Origin of the sequence: Caballeronia arationis (assembly GCF_001544975.2) — a bacterium.
Classification (GTDB): domain Bacteria; phylum Pseudomonadota; class Gammaproteobacteria; order Burkholderiales; family Burkholderiaceae; genus Caballeronia; species Caballeronia arationis.
In genome coordinates this window covers 16729-38361 of sequence record NZ_FCOG02000011.1, presented here as the reverse complement: position 1 = coordinate 38361, position 21633 = coordinate 16729, and the positions used below count along the sequence as shown (strand labels likewise).

19 protein-coding genes are annotated in these 21633 nt (G+C 57.9%); 5 read left to right on the top strand and 14 right to left on the bottom strand.

The genetic code is table 11. From position 1 onward, the window contains the following. Positions 1–3: 3 nt before the first annotated feature. The 4 genes from AWB81_RS08865 to AWB81_RS08850 all read left to right on the top strand — a co-directional run bounded on the left by AWB81_RS08865 (position 4) and on the right by AWB81_RS08850 (position 5988). Positions 4–1410, top strand: a complete 1407-nt coding sequence (locus AWB81_RS08865) for a hypothetical protein (protein WP_144444101.1) — start codon at positions 4–6, stop codon at positions 1408–1410. Between the two features lie 19 nt (positions 1411–1429). Next, positions 1430–2839, top strand: a complete 1410-nt coding sequence (locus tag AWB81_RS08860) for a hypothetical protein (RefSeq protein WP_062634284.1) — start codon at positions 1430–1432, stop codon at positions 2837–2839. A 27-nt stretch (positions 2840–2866) separates the two neighbouring features. Further along, positions 2867–5386: a hypothetical protein gene (locus tag AWB81_RS08855; RefSeq protein ID WP_062634282.1), complete on the top strand. Its 2520-nt coding sequence runs from the start codon at positions 2867–2869 to the stop codon at positions 5384–5386. A 119-nt stretch (positions 5387–5505) separates the two neighbouring features. Next, a complete protein-coding gene (locus AWB81_RS08850) occupies positions 5506–5988 on the top strand; it encodes a DUF7941 domain-family protein (protein WP_062634280.1) in 483 nt (160 codons plus the stop codon). An 82-nt stretch (positions 5989–6070) separates the two neighbouring features. On the opposite strand, the gene AWB81_RS08845 is transcribed toward AWB81_RS08850, so the two are convergent. The 7 genes from AWB81_RS08845 to AWB81_RS08815 all read right to left on the bottom strand — a co-directional run bounded on the left by AWB81_RS08845 (position 6071) and on the right by AWB81_RS08815 (position 12010). Further along, positions 6071–6751 carry a hypothetical protein gene (locus AWB81_RS08845; protein ID WP_062634278.1) on the bottom strand — a complete coding sequence of 227 codons (681 nt, stop codon included), beginning with the start codon at positions 6749–6751 and terminating at the stop codon, positions 6071–6073. A 5-nt stretch (positions 6752–6756) separates the two neighbouring features. After that, entirely contained in the window at positions 6757–7017 is a 261-nt protein-coding gene (locus tag AWB81_RS08840; protein WP_062634276.1) for a hypothetical protein, read from the bottom strand. Further along, positions 7017–7358: an Rz1-like lysis system protein LysC gene (gene lysC / locus AWB81_RS08835; protein ID WP_144444100.1), complete on the bottom strand. Its 342-nt coding sequence runs from the start codon at positions 7356–7358 to the stop codon at positions 7017–7019. The genes AWB81_RS08840 and lysC overlap by 1 nt, the downstream gene beginning before the upstream one ends. A 43-nt stretch (positions 7359–7401) precedes the next feature. Next, complete coding sequence (locus AWB81_RS08830; RefSeq protein ID WP_144444099.1) at positions 7402–7899, bottom strand: hypothetical protein; 498 nt, start codon at positions 7897–7899, stop codon at positions 7402–7404. Then, positions 7884–8471, bottom strand: a complete 588-nt coding sequence (locus AWB81_RS08825; RefSeq protein WP_062634269.1) for a crossover junction endodeoxyribonuclease RuvC — start codon at positions 8469–8471, stop codon at positions 7884–7886. Before AWB81_RS08825 ends, AWB81_RS08830 begins: the two co-directional genes overlap by 16 nt. Before the next feature lie 14 nt (positions 8472–8485). After that, positions 8486–9331, bottom strand: coding sequence for a DUF7208 family protein (locus tag AWB81_RS08820; RefSeq protein WP_062634267.1), 846 nt, complete (start codon positions 9329–9331; stop codon positions 8486–8488). 84 nt (positions 9332–9415) lie between these two features. After that, positions 9416–12010 (bottom strand): hypothetical protein, encoded by a 2595-nt coding sequence (locus AWB81_RS08815; RefSeq protein ID WP_144444098.1) that lies wholly within the window; start codon positions 12008–12010, stop codon positions 9416–9418. Here AWB81_RS08815 and AWB81_RS08810 point away from each other — a divergent pair. Next, on the top strand, positions 12005–14803 hold the full coding sequence (locus AWB81_RS08810; protein ID WP_144444097.1) for a hypothetical protein: 2799 nt from the start codon (positions 12005–12007) through the stop codon (positions 14801–14803). The two genes, AWB81_RS08815 and AWB81_RS08810, sit on opposite strands and share 6 nt — an antisense overlap. A gap of 78 nt (positions 14804–14881) precedes the next feature. Here AWB81_RS08810 and AWB81_RS08805 read toward each other — a convergent pair whose 3' ends face one another. The 7 genes from AWB81_RS08805 to AWB81_RS08775 all read right to left on the bottom strand — a co-directional run bounded on the left by AWB81_RS08805 (position 14882) and on the right by AWB81_RS08775 (position 21603). Next, positions 14882–15202 (bottom strand): hypothetical protein, encoded by a 321-nt coding sequence (locus AWB81_RS08805; RefSeq protein ID WP_062634261.1) that lies wholly within the window; start codon positions 15200–15202, stop codon positions 14882–14884. A gap of 72 nt (positions 15203–15274) precedes the next feature. Then, the gene (locus tag AWB81_RS08800; RefSeq protein WP_062634259.1) at positions 15275–15655 is read right to left on the bottom strand and encodes a hypothetical protein; all 381 of its coding nucleotides are present in this window, start codon (positions 15653–15655) and stop codon (positions 15275–15277) included. Between the two features lie 99 nt (positions 15656–15754). Then, positions 15755–16279: a hypothetical protein gene (locus AWB81_RS08795; RefSeq protein ID WP_062634257.1), complete on the bottom strand. Its 525-nt coding sequence runs from the start codon at positions 16277–16279 to the stop codon at positions 15755–15757. A 67-nt stretch (positions 16280–16346) separates the two neighbouring features. Beyond that, positions 16347–16736 (bottom strand): hypothetical protein, encoded by a 390-nt coding sequence (locus AWB81_RS08790; protein ID WP_144444096.1) that lies wholly within the window; start codon positions 16734–16736, stop codon positions 16347–16349. Between the two features lie 6 nt (positions 16737–16742). After that, positions 16743–18710: a hypothetical protein gene (locus AWB81_RS08785; protein WP_062634252.1), complete on the bottom strand. Its 1968-nt coding sequence runs from the start codon at positions 18708–18710 to the stop codon at positions 16743–16745. Between the two features lie 49 nt (positions 18711–18759). Next, positions 18760–20367, bottom strand: coding sequence for a hypothetical protein (locus AWB81_RS08780; RefSeq protein ID WP_144444095.1), 1608 nt, complete (start codon positions 20365–20367; stop codon positions 18760–18762). Between the two features lie 60 nt (positions 20368–20427). Continuing rightward, positions 20428–21603 carry a hypothetical protein gene (locus AWB81_RS08775; RefSeq protein ID WP_062634248.1) on the bottom strand — a complete coding sequence of 392 codons (1176 nt, stop codon included), beginning with the start codon at positions 21601–21603 and terminating at the stop codon, positions 20428–20430. Positions 21604–21633: the final 30 nt, after the last annotated feature.

Genomic DNA, 21633 nt, shown 5'->3' with positions numbered 1-21633 from the left:
CTTATGTCTACGCCACCGCTTACGCTACCTTTGGACCCGACCGGTAGCGCAGCCAGCAATCTCATCACGGCTGAGGTCCAAACGATCGGAACGCGCGGCACGCGGGCGTTTCCGGTCAACTACGGTCTTTTTTTCCGGAAGTCGTTGGTCGTTAAAGACACGACCACGAATAAGGTTCTCGTCCAAGGGTCGCAGTATTACGCCACTCAGATGGACGTCGAGGCCTCGATGCGGTACGGGCAGGAGATCGACGCGAGCATTGTCATTACCGACTCGAGCGTGGGTCCGAATGTCAGCGTGATGTACCAGGCGCTGGGCGGCGTCAACAGCATCTCTCAGGCTGCTGTGACCACGGCCGTCACTGGCTTGCAGATTGATGACGCACCTGCTACCTGGGCGAGCATTACGAACAAGCCGAGCAAGTACCCGGTCGCACCTCACCAGCACATCGCTGACGACATGTACGGCATGGAGTTCGTCGTCGTCGCGTTGGATCGTCTCGGAAGCGCAATCCAATTGGGTCAGGGAACGGCCCAGGGGGAGCTGCAAGCGTATGCCGAAGCCGTCATTCAGGAACTGATCGGTCAGATCGCTGCAGCTAACACTGCACTTAACGCTCACGCCTCGAACTTCACCAATCCGCATCAGGTGACGGCGCATCAGATCGGTTCATACACGACCGAGGAGACGACCGCTGCGCTCGCGACAGAGACCACAAATCGCGTCAACGGGGATTCGTCGATCCAAGGTCAGCTCAATACGCACGCCGCGGACCACACCAATCCGCACAAGGTCACGACCGCGCAGCTCGGAGCATTCAGCACGACGCAGTCGGATGCAGCGATGACCGCGATGCAGACTGCGCTGCAGGCGACGATCACGGCGAACGAGACGACGCAGAACGCACACATTGCGAACTATAGCAACCCGCACCAAGTCACCGCCGCTCAGATCGGCACCTGGACTACGGGCCAGATCGCAAGTGCAGTGGCGTCCCAGAAAGCGACGCTGCAAACGCAAGTGACCGCTTTCGAAAGCTCGCTCAATGCGCACACCTCGAACAAAAGCAACCCTCACGGGGATACGGCAGCCAACATCGGAACGTGGACTTATACAACGATCCAGAATTCGATCGTTTCTCCGTATTCGTCACACGTCAATAACCTGAGCAACCCGCACGGGGTCACGATCGCGCAGCTCGGCACGTATAGCGCTACGGACATCAACAACAACATCGCCTACCAGTATCAGGTGGTTGTGAACGAAGTCAATGCGCTCAACGGCACGATCAACGCCCACGTGGGTAATCAGAACAATCCGCACGGGGACAACGTGAATAACACGGGCGGTGCCTACACCGGCGCGTATCTGCAGAACCTCATCAACAGCACGCTGCACAGCCCGGGCTGATCGACGGAGTAAAGGAAACATGACACCGAATCTCTATCGGTACCCGCTGGATAAAACCGGTCAAAGTAAAGACAATTACGTGACGGGCGACGCCCACGCGATCGGGACCGATCCAGTCAGAGCAATTGCGCCGAACTATGGTGCGTTCTTCGCGTCGTCGATGGAGATCGTCGACAGCTTCACGCAAAAGCAACTTGACGTCACGCAGTATCAGTTCCAGTTCCTTCACGAACAAGCATCGAGCCTAGTCGGACAGGAAATCTACGGCGTCGTGGTGATCACGGATCCGACAGTGGGTCCGAACGTCGAGCTGAGCTATCAGGCGCTCGGTGGCGAGTATAGCCGTCCGATTGCAGCGATTGCGACCGAGGTGGCGACGCTGGCGAACGATAACCGGAGCGTCAAGTTCGCGAACATCACGGACCTGCCGGATACGTTCACGCCCGTGCTGCACATGCACGCCGTGGGCGACACGTACAACTGGGACTACGTGGTAAGCGGGCTCGAGATGATCTTGAATGCGATGACGCTCATCAAGGCTTCGTCGTACGACTCGACACTCAACTACCTGGACCAGCAGGCAGCGCTGCGCAACGCGGACATTGCCAACTTGGCACAGGCGCTGGCGGCACACATCGCGAACGAGAACAACCCTCACCAGGTGACACTCGCTCAGGTTGACGTCTACTCGGCGGCCCAAGTGAGCAGCTTGATCGCAAGCGAGGCCAGCGCGCGCACGGCCGGCGATGCAACGCTGACGACGAATATCACGGCGCACGCGACGCGGACCGACAACCCGCACCAAGTGACTGCTGCGCAAGCAGGCGGCTACACCTCGGCGCAAGCGGATTCGAACCTGAGCTCAATAACGACAGCACTGAACACGACGCTCTCAACGGACGCGGCCGCGATGAGTGCCCACATCGCGAACAAAAGCAATCCGCACCTGGTTACGCTCACCCAGATCGATGGACAGACGACGGCGCAGATCAATACCACGATCAGCAACGCGATGTCACCGGTCACGACGCAGCTGAACGCGGATGAGGCGACGATGAATGCGCACATCGCGAACACGAGCAATCCGCATCAGGTGACGCTCACCCAGATTAACGGGTGGGACAGCGCAAGCATCGGCAACATAAATAGCGGCGTAGCAGGTCACGTTGGTAACGGCAACAACCCGCACCAGGTGACGACGGCGCAGGTTGGCACGCTGACCGCAGCGCAGATCAACAACAACATCGCCAACAACTTCACGACGCCTGCCCAGGTCTCGTACCTGAACCCACAGACGAACTGGATCAACAGCCACATCTACAACTACAGCAACCCGCACAACGTGACGGTCGCTCAGTTGGGAGGGTGGACCTACGCCCAGTGGCAGAGCGCGCTGGCAACGGCGGTCTACAACCTTTCGTATCACTAAGCCGGCGCTTGGTGGGAGGAAAACATCATGTCAGAAGTCTTGACTTTGCCGCTGGATCCCACGGCGAAGGCACCGACCAATCACATCACGTCGGAGAGCCACAGCATCGGATCGGGGCTGGTTCGCGCGTTTGCCCCGGTATACGGCGGCTTCTACGAATCGACCCTGAAGATCACCGATTCGACCTCGAACAATCCCGTCACCCCATCGCAGTACTTCACCACGGGCCTGATGGATCTGGCGACGACCAAGTACGGCACCCCGAACGACACCAACATCGTCTCGCTCGTCGTCGTGACCGACCCCAGCGTCTCCGGCAACCTCGTAATCGAGTACCAGGCGCTGGGTGCCGGTTTCGCAACACCACAAACGGTGCTCGCAACCGAAGTCGGCACGTTCGAACCAGCGACGCGGCCTTCGACGTGGCCGTCCGTAGTAGACCGGGTATCCGATCTGCCTGCATCTGAGGCGATGCATGACGACGGTCAGGCGGGTCTCATCACGTTCGAGTACGTGGTGCATGCTATCGACCGCATCGCGCAGCTCGCGATCATGGGCGATCCGCTGGCGCAGTCTCGAGTTCGGGCATATGCGGACGCGATGGAGAACGACGAGCTCCAGGTTGTATCGGCCCAGAACACGGCGCTTGCTGGTCACATCGCAAATCACAGTAACCCACACCAGGTGACGTCCGCCCAACTCGGCGCGCTCACCGAGGCGCAGCAGGATGCTGCGATCCTCGTGGAGACGCAGGCGCGCCAGGCAGGAGACGCCAACGTCGCTCAGACGCTGACCAACCACACGTCGAACCAGAGTAACCCGCACGGGGTCACACTGGCCCAGGTCGGAATGTATTCGGTGTCGCAGGCCAATGGAAAGATCAGCGCTGCGCAAACGACGGTGAACGGAACCATCAGCGCGAACGCTGCTGTGATGACCGCGCACCTGAACGATACCGGCAATCCGCACCAGGTGACGGTGACTCAACTGGGCACGGAAAGCGTGCCGGCAATTCAATCGGCGATCGCAGCAGCAGCAGCCACGGTTTCGAGTAGTGCGAGTGGCGCGAGCTCGGCGCTGAGCGCGCACGTCGCGAACACGAACAATCCGCACGGCGTGACCCCGGCGCAACTTGGAACGTGGACAGCGGCGGCGCTGCAGACGCTGATGTCCACATTGACCAACCACATTGCGAACCGGAGCAATCCGCACGGCGTGACGATCGGCCAGCTTGGTGGGATGACGCAAGCGCAGTACGCCGACGCCATTAACAATGCCGCGAACTGGATGGCGGGAATCTTCAACTCGAACTCGGCCAGCATCAACAATCACATCGGGAACTACAACAACCCGCATGGGGTCAGCGCGCAGGCGTTGGGTGCAGTGGGGCCGTGGAATAACCTCGGCGGCGATCTGGCCAATGCGCAAGCGCAGATCAACGCGAGTGGTCATCCGGTCACGGAGACCGGAACCCAGTACTACGGCACCAATTATTCGGGCGCGATGGCTGGCAACATGGGCCGGAGCTTGGAGTTGTGCTACTCGGTCCAAGGTGCAACGGCGTATTGGAGACAGACCGGGGGCGACACGACGGTTACGGGCAGTTTCCCGTTTTTCACGGCACCCGGCGGCGCTCAGATTCAGGGCTTTTTCCGGTCCGGCAACATCGTCACGGTTATCTGCGCGAACGGAAGTTTGGACAACATGGTCTTCCATTCGTCGCTGGGCGATAACGTCGTGCTGTCGAACGACCGCTCGTACAGCTTCATCCAAAACGGCAACGGCTTGTTCACGGCGTACTCGGGCGTAAGCGGTGTCGGTCAGACGGGTAGCCCGCGTAGCTACGCGGTGATCATTCAAGGTTCGCCGAACCGCGGTCAGCCTCAGTATGGTTACATCAACGGCGCAGCTCCTCCTCCCCCGTCCTCAGGCGGTGGTAGCACTGATACCTGCTGCTTCACTGCAGGAAGCCTCGTGCTCATGGCAGATCAGAGCTGGCAGCCGATCGAAACGGTTCGTGCGGGCGACTGGGTCGCGGGAGCGACGGGCCCAGAAGAAGTCCAGCGTCTCCACGTTTCCCGCCTGGGACATCGTCACCTGATGGGATTCGCCGGCGATCGCCTGCGCTGGAGCGAAGAGCATTCGTTCTGGGCGCGCAAGGACGGTCGTCAATGGTGGTGGTCGGCCAATCCAGCGATGTGGCGAAGGGAAGTTGAGCTCGGCGTTGTCAAGGGGTTGAAGGATCTCTACAGCCACTTCATAGGTGATGTGGACTTCGCCCATCTGGATGGATTCGTCAAGCGCAAGGTCGAAGTGATGCCGTCGACGCCGGACACGCTGGTGTACCTGCCGGTGACGCTCGGGTCGCCAATCATCGTCGATGGTTATGTGGTCGGTGCCTCGGTGAACGAGTTCATGTACGACTACACAGCACTTGATTGGCTGGAGCATGCCCGCAGTCATGCGAAGGCTGCGGTCAGTCTGGAGAAGAAGGCTCGTGCCCGTCGCTGGAAGGATGGTCTCAAGCGGCTGCTCCGGATGAAGTAAGAGGGCAGTGAGCGTGACGCATAAAGCCGGAGCGGGGCAGCCCCTCCGGCTTTATGCCGTGATTTCTATGAGGGAAATACACAAAGAACCCTCGTAACGCTCATTCATAGGGCCCTAGCATGCCGACTCCCCTCTGCGACTACAGCAAAAAGTCCCAGGACATCATTCGGGATCTCATCTACGCGAGCAACGGCTTCATGTTGCCTGCGACCGGCGTGCTGTACGGCATTCCAACTAGCACTACCCCGCTCGTTGCCGACGCCTATCAGCGCGACACGTTCGTTCAGTTGTCGATGGACCCGAACGTGTTTCCTCGTCGCTATCGCGGCTCCCGCACCTTCCTCTACAAGCGCATCGATCTGGCCACGTTGACGGCGTATGCATCAACGCCAACACCGATCCAGGTCACGAGCTTGCCGACGGACGCCTACACGCTGCTCAACCAGATCAACGCCTACTACGGCTTGCAAATGGCGCAGGCAGACGTGCAGAACATCACCTACGGTTCGGTCGTCGGTGCTGTTCTCGCGGCCGAGCCCACATCGCTCGCTTTCCAGGGCGTCCTGACGCTGAACCTTCAACTGGCCAGCGCTCCGGCATGACCTAGCGCCTTCTCGGGGAAAAGAGGGCGTCTAGACGGCATAAAAGCCAGAGTGGACTTGTTCCACTCTGGCGTTATGTCCGTCATGTTTCTACAGGTTGCTGGCGAACGAAGTTGGTCGCGTAGCAATTCTTCGCCAAGAAGCACTCTTCGTAGATTCCGCGCAGCTTCGTTTCTTCCTCGGCACTGCGCTCGCCCGTCTGCTTGAGAATCCACTCCAGAGCCTGGAACGGAAACGCAGGCAGATCGGCGACGTCCTTCGTCCGCTTACGCACTTCAAGGTCGAGTTTGACCCACGGGAAGTACGTGCCGTCGGGCTTGAGGAAGAAGTCGACCTCCCATTTCAAACCGCTCCCCAGGCCGGGCGGCACCGCGTCATCCGAAATCACATACTCGTAGCGATCCTTGATCATTCCGCGATCCGAAAGCATGCGGAATTGTTCGAAGTTCGCCACGGTGGTCGGAATCGGTACTTCCTCGTTGCTCCCATCGGAACGTCGCACCTTGGTCGTCATCACGTACTCGGGCGGAATCTGTCCGCGGACATTGATCCGCTGCGTCTTCCTGATCCTGATGCCGCCTTGGCCGCCGTTCTGATCTGTCTTCGGGATCTTGAATTCCCACTGCTCCTGGTGCTCCGAGAAGCCCCAGCCCGTCGGGACTTTGACGGGTTCCGGGAGGCGAGCATAAAACACGTACTCGATCTCCTCGAAGGCTTCGCCGTTGGCGACTTCCTCGAGGGCCATCTTCAACAAGCTTGTCATGATTCTTATTCGGCCTCGAGGAAGACCGTGACGATCTCCTTGGCCGTGTCCAAAAGGTTGTGGAGGCAAGCGCCTGCGGTGATGACGCCCATGTGCACCGCAGTGGTGAGCACCGCACCTAGCAGCACGGCAAGCATGAACGCCAGGAGAATGCCTGCCAGAACGTAGACTTGCGTCTGCAGACTTCGCGTTTCCCGGGTCAGTTCTTTCGCGTCGAGCTCGGTGGGAGGAGTCGGATCCTTGTCCGCATCGAGATGCTCGCTCATCACTTGTTCCCCACAGGAGCGCTTGCCGCATTGGCCTTGTCGACAAGCGCTTTCTGCTCTTTGTACCAGGTGCGGATGCCTGCCTTGTCCTGGTTGCAGCTGCCGATGTTGTTTGTCTGTGCCTGGTAGGCGCCCGAGAGCAGTTGTTCCTTGGTCTCCGTGTCCGCCGCGGCGTAGACGTCTCGCTGGGGCGGAGGAGTGACGGGACAGTCTGCCACCAGGATGGCGGGCAGCTCCGGTAGGAACGTCTGATAGCGTGTGTCCAGCACCGGCTGACTGCCGCACCCGGCCACACTCAATGCGGCAGCCGCGACAGCTGCCAGACAGCGAAGTCGTTTCATTTTCTTCCCCGAAAGGTCTTGCTTCTTTTTTTGTTGATCCGCTCTATGCGGACGGTGCACTCGCAGGCGTGGTCGGAACCGCGGCGCATCCGGTGGTGGAAGCGGGGACGTTGTTGCAATAGGTGTCCCACAGGCTATTCACGCGGATGCGACTGATCTCGCTGGATTCAGCTTTGGCTGCACTGGCGGAAATAGCTTGCCCTGCGACCGGCTCGTACTTCTTCTTCACGACGGCGACCTGAGCGTCCGTCTTGGCCGTGATGACGGCCTGCGAAGCAGCGGTTGCGGCTTTTGCCTGAACGTCGTCGGTCACAACCTGGTCGTTGACCTGTCTGGATTTCTTCGCGAGATCGAGCTGGCTTTTGAGATTGTCGTTCGCGGACTTCAGGTCCTCGATTTGCTGCGTGGACTCACCAGCGGCCTCGGTGAGGGTTTTCACCTTGTGTGCCTCCCAGACACCAAAGGCGATCAGTCCCGCGACAACAACAACGACGACAGTGCCGATGATGGCGGTTGCGTATTCCTTCACTTGGTCAAGCATAGTTCCTCCTGATGGGCTCGCCAGCGGCCGTACGCCACTGCCAGTGCGTCGACAGAGTGTTCGTCCAGGCGAGCGATGGGAATGTCCCCGCTGTATTGCAGATCGGGAAGGGCCATGAGCTTGGTTTTGACTTGGTCCTTGTCCGCGTTGCCCGAGGCACCGACCGCTTTCTTCACGGTGGGCGGATCGATCAGGTACAAGGTTTTCCACATGTCGTAGCGCATGACCGCGCGCCGGATGGCGCAAATCACTTCGGTCAGCGCACCATAGGCTTGGGGCCGACGCATGCTCATGAACGGGGACTCAGAGGCGATCATGTACGGCTGCACGTGCCGGAAGAGATGAACAAGCTCCTCTTCGAGCGATGCAATGCGGCCGATGCGATCACCGAACAACTCGGCGGTCCACAACTCTTGACCGAGTCGATCGCCGCGGAAGGTCTTCGCTGAACTCGCGATGATCTTCATGATCGACAGATCGACCCACAAAATCGACGTCCCAAGGCAGGTACTGCCCGGGTCGATTCCGATGATGGAGATGATGGATGCCGAATGCGTGGGCATTCTGAGCATCGTGACTCCGTCGCTTAGGACGATGCGAGGTTGAACAGCGGCTCGGTCGAGCCCACGTTCAGGTTGATGGTCGTACCGTTGTTCTGGTAGTTCATCGGCACGAACGTATCGATGAACGAACAGATCTGAGCGCAGATCACTTCGTTCATGTTGAACGAGCCACCCGTCGCGGGAACGGTCACGACCTGGTCTACGCCCGAGACCATGCCGATTTCCGAGATGATGGCGTAGCGCGGATCACCGTAGATGATGTTCGCGCAGTTCACCAGCTCGGCCGCGTCCTGAGTACTGAATGAGAGACCGACGACGGCGGCGGCCGACAGGTAGTCACCGGACACCACGTTGACCGAGCCGTTCGCCACCGTGGGCGGCGTCGGGTTCAGGTTCGACGAGTTCGCGCTGTAAGGCGTCGTCGTCGTGTTGCCGCTCGAGACCGTGTTCAGATTGACCTGCGCAGCCACGCTGGTGTAATCGATCCGGCGCAGGAAGTAGCAGGCGTACGCGATGCCACCGTACGTGATCACCTGACGCAGCGCGTACTGCGCCATCTGACCGGCTGACAGATCCGAGCTCACCGGCCGCATGATGAAGGGCAGGTGATTGTAGAGGGCCGCATCCGTCGCTTCGTGCTGAAGCGGTGAAGGAGCTGCGATGCCATCCGAACCTGTCGTGATGCCGTGACCGCCGTTGCCGATGCAGTAGTAGCGCTGCGCGGGCAAGATGCTGGCAGCAGGCGCGACGCCGGACTGAATCCCGAACTTCTCGTTCAACGTCGTGTTCGGCATCATGGTAAAGGGCAGTTTCTGCAGCAGACACGTTTGCAGATACGCGCCCCATGCGGTGCGTGCGGAGTTTTCCATTTGGAATCCTTAATTAATCAGAAATGACTCGGACTGAATCCTTCACAGGATTCGTTTTGTTTTCAGACGATCATTTTTTTTATGTCAAGTCGAAGGAGCCGTGTAAACGAGCCCGCTCAAGGTCGTGGTCGGCCAGAGCTTGGCCATTTGCTTCATCGGCGTGGACGAGGTGTTGTAGTTCGGCGCGTAAATGCTGACGAGCGCCTCAAGCTGATTGGCCGGTGACAGTTCCAGCCACGTTTCCAGACCAATCACCGGAGGCACGCCACGATCGTTCTCTTGCAAGGGCGTGACGGGAGACGGATGAACACCCGTTGCAAAGAGCATCTCCGTGATGATGAGCGGGTCTTTCGCCGGCGCTGCGTCGATCGCAGCGTGGTCCATCTTGTCGATCACCGACGACTCGTACAGGAAGTTCGTCGTGGCGGCGTTCACGTCGTAAGAGGTCGACGCTTTGCCCAGTTCGCCAATGTCTAGCACCTCGGCGACCGTGTCGGATTCGTACAGCACAATCGAGCCGGCATTCGTCACATCGCCCACGCGGACCATCGGCCAGTCGATGTCCTTGATTGCGCTGTCGTTGATCTCGGAGAGGAACTGAACGCTGTAGCTCGACAGCCGTTGCATCATCGCGATCATCGACTTCTGGATGTTGGCGAGGGTGTTCGCCGAGTTCAAATCCAGACCCGTCGCGGCTTCGACGATCGATTGGTACAGCAGCTCGTAGTCGCTCGCGGAAAATGCCGTCAAATCGATGTTGCGCAGCTTGAACCAGTCCGCATAAGTCTGAGTTCCCCCATCACCCAGCTGGATCATGTTGTCAGAATACAGACGCCCCACCATGCCGTAGACCATGCCACGCCTGACTGCATGCTCCTGATACGCCACCAGATTGCGCTGCGTGTTCGCCGCGACGTAGATCGACTGCGCTGTCGCCACAAAAGCGTCGACCGAGATCATCGGCTGGATCGCGGGCTGGTAGGAGATAGCCTGCTGGGCAATATCTTGTGTAACCAGCTTCTTGTCGACCACTGACATCAGGTCAGCGACACTAGGCGTCGGTATGCGCTGAACACGCTTGGCGAGCACCGCGGGCACCGGCTTGTCGGTCAAATCGATGCCGATTGACTGGCAGTAGCAGTACCACATGAAGACGTAGCCGTCTTTTGCGTTAATCGGGACAATCGGCTCGCCGGTCACAGGGTTGTCAACCACGAGAAACGCGGTGTACCAGTCCTTGCTGCTGAAGAACAACCAATGGTTCATCAGAACGTCTTCGAGGGTGTACGGCGTGGAGTTCGACAAGTCCAACATCGCCGAGTTAAGCACCTTCGTCTGCAACTGATTCGAGAGGGAGTTTTCCATCTCCTCGAGAATCTCGCCCTGCACATCGACCTGGATGAGCGCGTTGTCGCTGGCGGCTGTCTGTTCGTAGTTCAGCATCTCGTCGAGTGTCCACGTCGTCTCCGGCAACAGGTTGTAGCCGAAGTTGAGCGGATCCGACTCGAAGGCGATCGTCGGGTAGAGCGCATTGGGCATCAGCGACAGATCGTGCTTCATCAGGTAAGCCGCGAGCGGAATGTTCCGATCGGTCAGCAGCTTCTGAATCAGTGTCTTGAACGTGGACTGCTTGCCGACGTTGCGCTCGATGTAGTTGATGTTCCGGTAGAGCCACAACGACTGCTTGAGTGTCATGTGCTCGAGGAACTGATCGAGCCCGAGATGCGAGGCAAGGTATTGCTGCACATGGTAGCTGTGCGCCTCGGCCGTCCCGCACGCCTCCTCACGCAAATTGATGATCGCCATGAGAATGCCGTAGTACATATTCGCAAGCTGGACCATCGGGTACAACTCGTCGCTGATCGCGTACTGCGGATTGACCCATCGCGCTTTGAAGCCATAAATCCAGCGCTGCAACTTCTCCATCAAGCTGTACTCGTTGACCTCTACATAGGTCGCTGGGTAGCCGAGAATCTGTCCGTCCTTTGCAGTGATCGCTGCGTCGATGTCGACAGGATAAAGAATCCCGAGGATGAGCGAGACCTGTCGCGGGTACTGCTGGACCAGCGCCTTGTAGCTACGCGTACCGAACTGATATGCCTCGGCCGTCGCCGTGTGCACTTTCAAGTTGTCTGCAGTGAAGTCGATTTGCTCGAGGGTGTCGAGCGACGTCACCTGCATAACGGTATCGGAAGAATGATACTGCCCCGAGACATTCATGTAGTACCTCCACGAAGTCGGGTCCGTCTCGTCTACCGCCGATGATCCGTAGTAGTCCGTCACGTACTGATTCAGGCCGTTGACGCTTTCTATGGACTTCACCGAAATCGTCTGTGCTAACGCCGTGCACTGACCGATGTAAACCGCGTACTCGTTTGAATTCGAATTGGTGGATGCCACGATGTCCCCAGGAAACAAAAAGAGGTGTAACAGATGACGCAGAAAGCCTATAAGAGAGCCATTGAATTGGCCGGCACCGGAAAAAAGTTTCCGGTGATGCAATTGGTTCGACAGGACCCGGGGATGGCGGCAACCATTGCCAAGCTGATTCCCTCGCAGCATCCCGTTCAATATGGCCATGACGGGAACCGCGAGACCACGCAACCAAATCTCTACAACTTCCGCAATACGGCTGAGCAGACGGCACAAAACGTCAATGACGCTGAAACCGTCATGCAACTGTTGCCAGACATGGAGCTGGCGCAGCAGATTCTGGTTTCGAGCGTGGGTTCGCCGAAAGACATGATGTCGCTCGAGCTGACGTATACGCCGCCCGAAGGACTCATGGCGCCCGATGTCAGCGCGGCCATGATCGAGCGGTTCCGTCAGCATTTCGAGACGGTTCATAAAATAAAGCCGCTCATTCCCAAGATGTTGCGCGACATGCTTTTCGCAACGGGCTCGTATCCGATCGCCGTCATCCCCGAAAACTCCATCGACGAGATCATCAACGGGCAACAGCGGTTGTCGATGGAAGCGCTCGCCGAGCACATCAACTCGGATGGCACGATGAAGTCGGTGGGGCTGTTAGGACCGGCAGTCAAGGCGAAGCCCACAGAGCCGCGCCGCGCAGGTCTTTCGTTGGAGTCGTTCGCCGACTACAACTACGACACGAACAAGGGCATGGGCGACGTCCGCTTCGAGCTCGGTCTGAAGCAGCCGCTCCCACCGGACGAGACGTTCTTGACCGTTACCGACAACCCGTCCGTCCTGAAGATCCCTCAGATCAACCAGAAGATTCGCGAAGAGCGGATCTTCGGTGCGATGGGCGGCCGGGCACTGGAGTCGATCGGTCTAGGAAAGACGTCCCAGGCGCATCGCCTCTCAGATCGCGAGCTGACCGGGATGCTCTACAAGAATCGGACGTTCGGCTATCAGCCCGTCGCGACGCTGAAGACACAGGAGCAGCTTTCTCGCACCACCGTAGGCAATCCGATGGTGCTGCACATTCCGTCGGAAGCCGTGATTCCCGTTCACGTTCCGGGCTCGCCGCGACACCAGATTGGGTTCTTTGTCCTGCTGGACATGGACGGTCATCCGGTCGTTCGTCAGGAAATCACCGACCACTACCAGCAGCAGGCGCAGCGGATGTCGACCTCGGGCTCGTTCCCGTCGGCGATGCTCACGAAGGTCAAGAGTCAGATGCAAGGCTTTGACCTGAGCAACAAGGATCACCTGGACTTCAGCTCCCGGGTGTACGGCGAAATGGTCGAACAGGATCTCTTGGCGCGCCTGCGCAATGGCGCCTACGGTAATGGTGTCGAGCTGGCCAAGCGGGAAGAGATCTACCGGATCATGTTTTCGCGAGCGCTTGCCAAGCAACATACGCAGGTGCTGTTCATTCCTGCGGAGTTCATGACGTATTTTGCGTTGCGATTCAGCAAGGACGGCATCGGCGTTTCGTTGCTCGACGAGATGAAGATTTTGAACAGCCTGCGCTCGATGCTGCTCTTCGCGAACGTGATGGCTGGCATCAAGAACTCCATCGGTCGGACCGAAGTCAAGCTGAAGTTCGACGAGGACGATCCGAATCCGGAGAAGAGCGCCGAGAACGCGATTCACGAAATCATCCGTTCCCGCCAGAACTTCCTTCCGCTTGGTGTGAACTCGCCGGCGGAAGTGGTCGACTTCATCACGCGTGCGGGTTTCGAGTTCACGTTCGAAGGGCACCCAGGCATGCCTGACGTGTCCGTGGACTTTGGCGAGAAGAACTCGAACTACGTCCGGCCGGATACCGATCTGGAAGACAGCCTGCGTAAGCGGGCGATCATGAAGACGGGTATTCCGCCGGAGACCGTCGACGCGGCCTGGCAGCCGGAGCTTGCGACCTCGGTCGTCACGAACAACATCCTGATGTCCAAGCGTGTCATGCAGATTCAGGACGAGTTCCATCCGCAGCTGGCGTCTCACATGCGGATTCACGCCATGAACTCCGAGGAGCTGATGAGTGACCTCACGGAGATCCTGCGCGAGAACTTCCCGAAGCTGCGACTGACGAACGATGATCGCGACGATGCGAAGAACAAGTCCGGTCTGAGCCGTCAGAAGGCAGGCATTCCGATCGTCGACGAAAAGCAGCAGGGCGCCAAGAGCTTCACGGAAGAGCAGAAGGCGTTTCTGATCCAGCAGGTCCTGCGCGAGTTCTTGATGAACGTGGAAGTCTCTCTGCCGCGTCCGAACTCGTCGACGCTCGAGAATCAGGTCACGGCGTTGGAGACGTATGTGAAGGCGCTGGACATGGCGCTTGATGCATGGTTGTCAGAGAAGTTCTTCACGTCGGATACGGGCGGTGATGTCGCAGCCAAGATCGAGGTGCTGAAGGAAACCGCCAAAGCCTACTACATTCGCCAGTGGATGTCCGAGAACGGGATGCTTACCGAGCTCGCACAACTCACAACGACGGGTGAGGACGGCAAGCCGGTGGTGGACGTGTTCAAGGTGCAGGCCGACCATATCGAACAGTTGCAGAAGACGTTCGGTGAGTTCTTCAAGACGCTCACGCCCGCTACGAATCGTGCCAACGATAAGTTTCAGGCAACGATCAAGAAGAGCAACACGCAGGAGGGCAGTTCGTCCTATTCGTCGGATACGGACAGTTCGTCGGGCGGCGGCTCTGATGACTTCGGCTTTGGCGGTGGCGACAACAGCGAAAGCGGTGGCGGTGGCGGTGACGATGATCTGAATGGCGGCATGCCGGACTTCGGTGGTGGCAGTGGAGACACTGACACGAACGATACGGAGACCAACTCGGACAACAACACTGAGACCGGTTCGACGGACGAAAGCTCCAATTCCAATTTGAATGGTGAGAGCAACGACACCGACAACGAGGAAAAGGAGTCGAAGTCTGGGGACAACAAGTCGCCGAACGAAGACTCGGACAAGGAACAGAAGGACAAAGAGGGGAAGGACGACGAAAAAGATAAGGACAAGGACGCCGACAAGAAGGACGGCGCTTCGCCCAGCATCTGATCGGAAGCACAAAAAAAATAGTTCGGCCTCGCGGCATAAAGCCCAGACCCCCGCAAGGAGGTCTGGGCGGTTATGCCGTCATTCAAGCCTGAACTCGATCGAGGTCCGGCAATGGAGGTTGACGCTGTCGAGGGTCGTGAGCGAGAACCTCGCCATCTTGATCTGCAGGACCTTCAGGCCTTTGCAGAACGTGAGCCAACTCATAGCGGGACTGGCGAGTGCGTGACCCAAGGTGGTGCGAGCATGCATCTGAGCCATCGGAACGTTGGGGATACCGTTCGCAGGGTCAGCGATGTACTCGTCCAGCAACTGCATATAGCGCTTTTCGTCGATATGCAGATTCAGGAGAAGCTGACGAAATTGCTGAGACAGGATGACTTCCGGATGGATGTCGTCCATTGGATCTCCACGTCAAAAATAAAAAAGCCCAGGTCCTAGACCTGGGCACTTATGCGGTCATCTCGGAAGCGATTAGAACGGCGCGTCCTCCGTCACCGCTTCGTCCGCCGGCTCCGCGCTGGGCTCGACCGCCGCATCCGTCGTGCCGTAGATGATGCGGCCGATGTCGAGGTTGTCTGGGTCGTCGCACATCTTCAGGACGTCGTCCGCGTGTGCGTTTTGCTTCACCGTGATCGGCGTGTCGAAAATGGCAGGGCGCTCAACGCGGAGCACGTCAAGCAGCGACGGGATTTCGCCGACGACTGCGTCCACGTTGCCTTCCGGCGAGTGCACGGTAACTTCCGTGAAACCCGCTTCCGACAGGGCGTGTTGAACGACGCCGTACACGACAGCGTTTACGTCAACCGGGCCACCTTGGACGATGACTTCGAGCGGATCCTTTTGGGATGACATGATGCGTTCCTTGGTCTAAGGGTGGTACAACAAAATGGACGTATCGATGCGAATACGTCCGGTTAAAGAAGAGAAAGTTGCGTGCTTACTCATAAGTTTTCACGCGGCGGAGGTGCTGATCCCGATGAGAGGTGGAATGCGAAGAAGCATGTCGCCTCCAACGAGACGCTGGAAAAGAAAGACGAAGCGGCGCGCGCCGTTGCGATCGGGTCTGCTGAAGCAACCCATCTGCTCTATCAGGTTGTAGACGCCCATGCCCAGCCTGAAGACGGCCTCTTTGAGCCTGGTAAAGTCAGCGGCTGCTTGGCTGACGCTCTGATACTCGCTGTCGTCAGCGAGGTCGACTTCTTGAGTGGGACGCAAGTAGCGCAAACCTTGTGGCGTGCGATCAAACTGCGGGATCTTCACGCGATCGAGACGAGGCAGCATCCTGAAGCTGTGTTCCACGCCGTCGATCTGGTCGCCGTAGACCATGATGGGGATCATGATCTCGTGTAGAAGCTGAACCACGAACTCGTCGCTGAAAACCATGCCTTGGGTGTTGTTGCGAAAATCATTAACGAGAGATGCGGTGGGAAGGATAAGGTGATCCGGGTAGTGAGGCTCCTGCTGAGAGGGGATCATTTTGTTCCCTTTTTTCTTGTCAACAAGCCGGCATACGGTGGGGAGCGAACGCCCCCCACGCAGCCTTTTAGTCAACGATCGTGACGTGCTTCAACCACTGCTCGCCGGACGGCAAACCACGCAGCATGTCGAGCTGACCCTTGTCCGTGGATGCCAGTTCGATATTGGTATCGCGCAGAATTGCGCTCTGCAAGTAGTTCACGTTAGCCAGCGCAATCACGCCGTGCTGCTCAGCGATGCCCGTGAGGGTTTCGACAGACTCCAACAGCTCATCATGGAACTTCAGTGCGTCACCAACGCGTCGACTGTCGATCAACAGATCGGAAATCACGTCCTTCACGAGCTTCGCGCTTCGTTCAGCGTCTTCGTCATCGGCAAGCTCGTGCGGGAGCAGCTCCAGCTCGAGCAAGTGGTTGATGACGTCTCCCTGAAAGTCGCTAGAGGAATAAGCCATCAACGCTCCTTACTTGACGAGGCGAACGACGTACATTTCCTCGCCGATGAATCCGACATCGACTTCGAGGATCTTGCCGTCGAGCGTCTGAACGAGCTGACGATCGACCGTCGTGGTGAACGTTTCGCCTTCGTCCATGATGTCCTTGACGAGCTGATGGAACACCGGCGAGACCGACTTCATGATCACAGCCGTCTCGCCCTTCGCGAACTCGATGCAGAGCTCGTGCGACAAGCAGTTCAGGTACGTGAAGCTGACGTTCGAGGTGAGGAACGCGAGCTTCGGCTCTTCGCCGTCGATCTTCACGTCTTCGATCAGATCCAGGGTCAATTGCTCCTGCACTTCGTCCGGCAACGCTTCGAACGTGGCCGTGATGAGACGACGCTGATTGCGGACGAACGCCTTCAGGATCGTATCGCCGTAGCCGTCGCGCAGCACCTGGATCAACTCGTCGATGTCGTGCACGAACGAGTCGATCGACACGCCCGAGAGCGCCAGATTCAGGGAAAGCACGCGGTTGACCATGTCGGTCGCGCGAGCATTGGCCTTGTACCAGAGCGAAGTCGAAGCTTCACCGTACGCATCGTCGAGCAATTCCTTCAGCTGGATGAAGGTTCCTGCATCGCGGAACTCTTCGATGAAGTGCGCTTCGTCTTCGAGACTGATCGTCGCATCGACCACCTGGCCGTATTGACGGAAGATGTCGGGACGCTTGCCGTCTTCCGTGGACTTCGCCCATTCGATCGCGCCCTTCAGCCAGCAGGATTCGACCGACGTGTCCGCGTACCAGGCCGCGCGCACACGCGTGGCGAACTTCGGCGTCTCTTCTTCGCGCCGTGCTTCCTTCTCTTCCGCGATTTCCTTCAGACCCTGGCTCAGGTTTTGCATCACCTGATCCGTGTTGGCCAGATCCAAAGCCGGCGGAATCGGACCGAAGACGCTGCTGGTTTTGTGACGATCGTAGTCCATGATGTTCTCACGTTGTTTGATCACCGCGTTGACCGTGCCGTTGGCGAGCCGCTGATAGAACAGCTGGTGCGTGACCGGGTTATAGGCGGGGTGATACGGTTGATGATCCGAACGGGTCCACTTGAGGCTGGTTGTTTCTGCATCCTCGAGCGGACCGTCCGCGTTTTGTTGTTGTGACATCGTGATGGTCTCCTGCGCGACCGTAGCGACCGGCGCTTGATACGACTGTGCGGGCGGCGCTGCGGGGGTTGCCATGTCGGGCATGTTCGCGTAGCGGTCCCCCATGCTGCGACCCTGCGGACCCACCGGCTGCTGCACACTCATCCCGCCGTTGTTGAAGATGCTGCCGTTTTGCTGCGGCATCGTCATGCCTTGCGGCTGATACGGGTGATGCCCAGCGTTACCGAAGCGCGGATCGCCGCCCGGATGGTGCTGAACATATCCCTGTTGAGGCGGCACGTAGCCGCCTCCGAACGCCTGTTGCTGCTGCTGACCCGGAGGAGCCTGCAAGAAGCCGTACTGATTGCGGAACTGCGCGATCTTGTTCGAGATTGCGTCGAAGCTGCGGATATGGTTGTCGAACGCGGGCTGGGACTGCGGCGGGATGTAGTTGCGCAGGGGCGGGTAGACCTTGATCATCGTGGCCACCATCAGCTCGATGATCTGCGACACCGACGTCTCGATAACCTGTTCCGGGCGCATCTGCGGCCGCTCTGCGAGCGACAGCACCACGTAGTCGAGAATGCCCTTCACCAGCGCCGTGAACTCATCGTTCGCGAAGGCGTTGTTCGAGAACAGATTGAAGAAGAACCGGCGCAGCGGATTGGATTCCGCCAGGTTCTGAATCTCACCGGCGGCCATTCCTGCCACCAGCGGCACGTAGCCGGTCAGCCACGGCTCGATCTGGATCTGCGGTACGAACGGGGGGTTCTGTACCGAGAAACTGAGAAACGGACGCTGAATCATGTCAGCGCTCACCGGCAGGTGCATTTGGTGGTTGGGATACATCGCTTATTCCTTGTTTGCTTTGAAGTTTTTGTGTTGCTGCTTGATTCGATTAGCGCCGACGCCTGATTTCTTCCTGGATCCTATCGAGCCGCGGGGCAAGGCGCGGGTTCCGCAGGACGAGACCAGACGGGTCGAGTTGCACCCACGGCGAGATGCGGGAGTCGCCGGTCGGTGCTGCTTTCGGGAGATTGCTGTATCCGCCGACTTCGGCGAACGAGACGTGCAGGAAGCGAGTCGGATCGTCGAGGTTCGCGCGGTCTTTACGGCCGCCCTGACGTGAACTGCTCGATTGCGGAATCATCCAGCCTGTGATCTTGGTCGCCTTGTTGTCGCCCGAGCTCGCAATGTTGACCACTTCCGCGTGCTGCTTCGTGATCCGGTAGATCAGACCCGTACTGATGGTCTTGTTCATCCGGTCCTCGATGTCCTTCTTCGTCAGTTCCTTCTTCGACGCGGCCTTCAACTTGAAATACAGCTTGAAGATTTCGGTGGTGATGTCCTTCAGCACGAAGTAGAGGATCGACAGCTCCTTGTCGTAGAGGCTGTTGACCTTGTCCGACGCCTTGAAGAGCCAGTCACTGATCTTCTCGATCACGATCGCGAAGAACTGATAGAGATCCGTTGCAGCGATCCCGATCTCCTTGAACTTCATCAGGACGATGCTATCGATGTACTCGTCCAGCGAGCGGATGTGATCTTCGACGTCATCGGCGAGACGACCTTCAGGAAGGCTCCCGGAGAACAGCACGTGACCCATCAGGATGATCCAGGTCCGCGTGTTGTCCATGTACTTCGGGTCGGTGTTATTGACGTACTCCGGCTTGACGCGCGACGGGAAATGATCGACGACATAAAACAATCCGCCGATCATGTTCCGAACCATCGTGCGCTCATAGTCCTCGCGCCTGACCGCGATGCGCAGGTTCGAAGGTTCGTACAGAGCACGGCCGAAGCCCTTCGGTTTGATCTGCGTGCTGCTGCAGACGACCCACTGATCCGCAGGATAGGTGTGCTCGTTGATCTCGACCCCGCCGACCACTGGCGTGCATCCTCCGAACATCTCGAACGTTTTCATGAGGCCGTACTTGCAGAACAAGTAGTGCATCATGGTCGAATGCGCCTTCACGGTCGGGCGGATCTTCTTCATCTTCGCCGACTTGTGATAGATCATGGCCCAGGCAACGTTTGCCTGCTCGCGCTGACCATTCGCATTGAAGTTCTGCGGCACGCGTTCGAACGTCAACACGTCACGCAGGAGCCGCACGAAGACTGTGTTCGTTCCGACGCTGATCACACGATCGGACAGAACCGGCACGATGTTGAAACGCGAACCACTCACGAAGATCGAGCCCGCATCCCGCACGAACGGCAGGTACATGTAGCGATCGATCTTCTCGCCGCGATACGTGAACATGTAGTTCACCATGTACAAGTCCGACTGCGCGACGTCATACATGCGCTTGTTGTTGCCCTTCTTGCGGGACGCTTCGTTGAGCTCTTCCGGCGGCGTACAGCGCTTGCAGCCTTCGTACGTCAATCCCTCCGGGAAGCCCTTAGCTGCGGATCGAAAGACCGAATCGATGTACTTGACGACGTGAATTTCCTGCATATGAGAAACAGCGAGACCCTCAGCAATCTGAGGGTTGATCTTCGGCATGTGACTGTCCATCAATCGTTCGATTTCGGCATCCATATTCTTCTTTCCTCTTAATCACGCTTATGCTTGTTTATTTGCATTGACGGTCGCGGTTTTATACGCAAGCCAGGCAACGCCTAATGCACCGAGAATGGCCGGCAGTTGCTTGAGCCATTCAGAAGTTTCTTTTCTTCTTTCCTGGCTCATTTTCGCGTCGTACATTTGCCGCTCGTAATAGGCCTTTAAACGCTCCAATTCCATCTTGGTCCGATACGCTTCATCAGCGTATGCGGCCTGCTGGCGTTCGAATTCACGCTGGAGCTTGGTCTTTTCGAGTTCCCATTCGTGCTGTGCTTTCTGGTGGGCGAGTTTCTGCTCGTTGAGCTCGTTGCGGGCACGGATCAACCGCTCCTCTTGTGCGAGCAGCTCTTGCTTACGCTTTGTTTCCCCATCACCACAATGTTCAGCTTCTGCGTAAGTTTTGTATAGATCGAGTAGTTCGTCGGCCTCTTGCAGCGTGTAACGCCGCCAGCCAACAGTCGAAGGTAGACGTGTGTTTTCGAACGGCTTGTTGCGGATCACCCATACACCCTCCTCACGCGAAGAGTCGTGCGTGCCTTGGATGCGGTAGATATTGCCATTTCGATTAATAAAGCGGTCGCCAAACTGACCGGTATTATCCACGATCTTGATCGTTTCCGAGAATGTCTCCTGTTCATTGCGTGTTGCATTTTCGTTTAATAGGGCCAGTGCACGTCCCATTTCAGAGAAAGGATGTGGACCCGATTCAAGCCCACGGTAGAGCGAGACGACAACATCGTGGTCATGGTCATAGATCTCGCCCCGATACCGCTCCAGGTCGTCTAACGACAAAGTGCGCTCGGTTCTGAAGAGCAGGTACTGTTCGTATACTGTTGGTTGATGGCGTGCCGCAATCTCCCGCAGGTCTCGGATCAGTTTCGACTCGTTTTCCCGAACGACCTTGATCCATGCGAAGAACTCCCGATGCAAGTCCTTGTGGATCTTCCATTCCGTCTGGATAGCGAAGCTCGCGCGCTGTACGTCCGGGATCGCGGGGAACTCCCACTGCATCCCGGACCGCTCAAGGACGGTAACCGGTCTGGAAAGGAAGTTGTAATACTGAACCTTCCGCTCGAATAGTTCGTCTTTCCGATTTGCGCTTAAATGACCCAGGCCGACCTGACAAAGTTCGACCTTCCCAAACAACGTATCGGGAATGAAATGGTCAAGTGACATAGAGAAAATCCCATTGCTTTATTTCTCGCG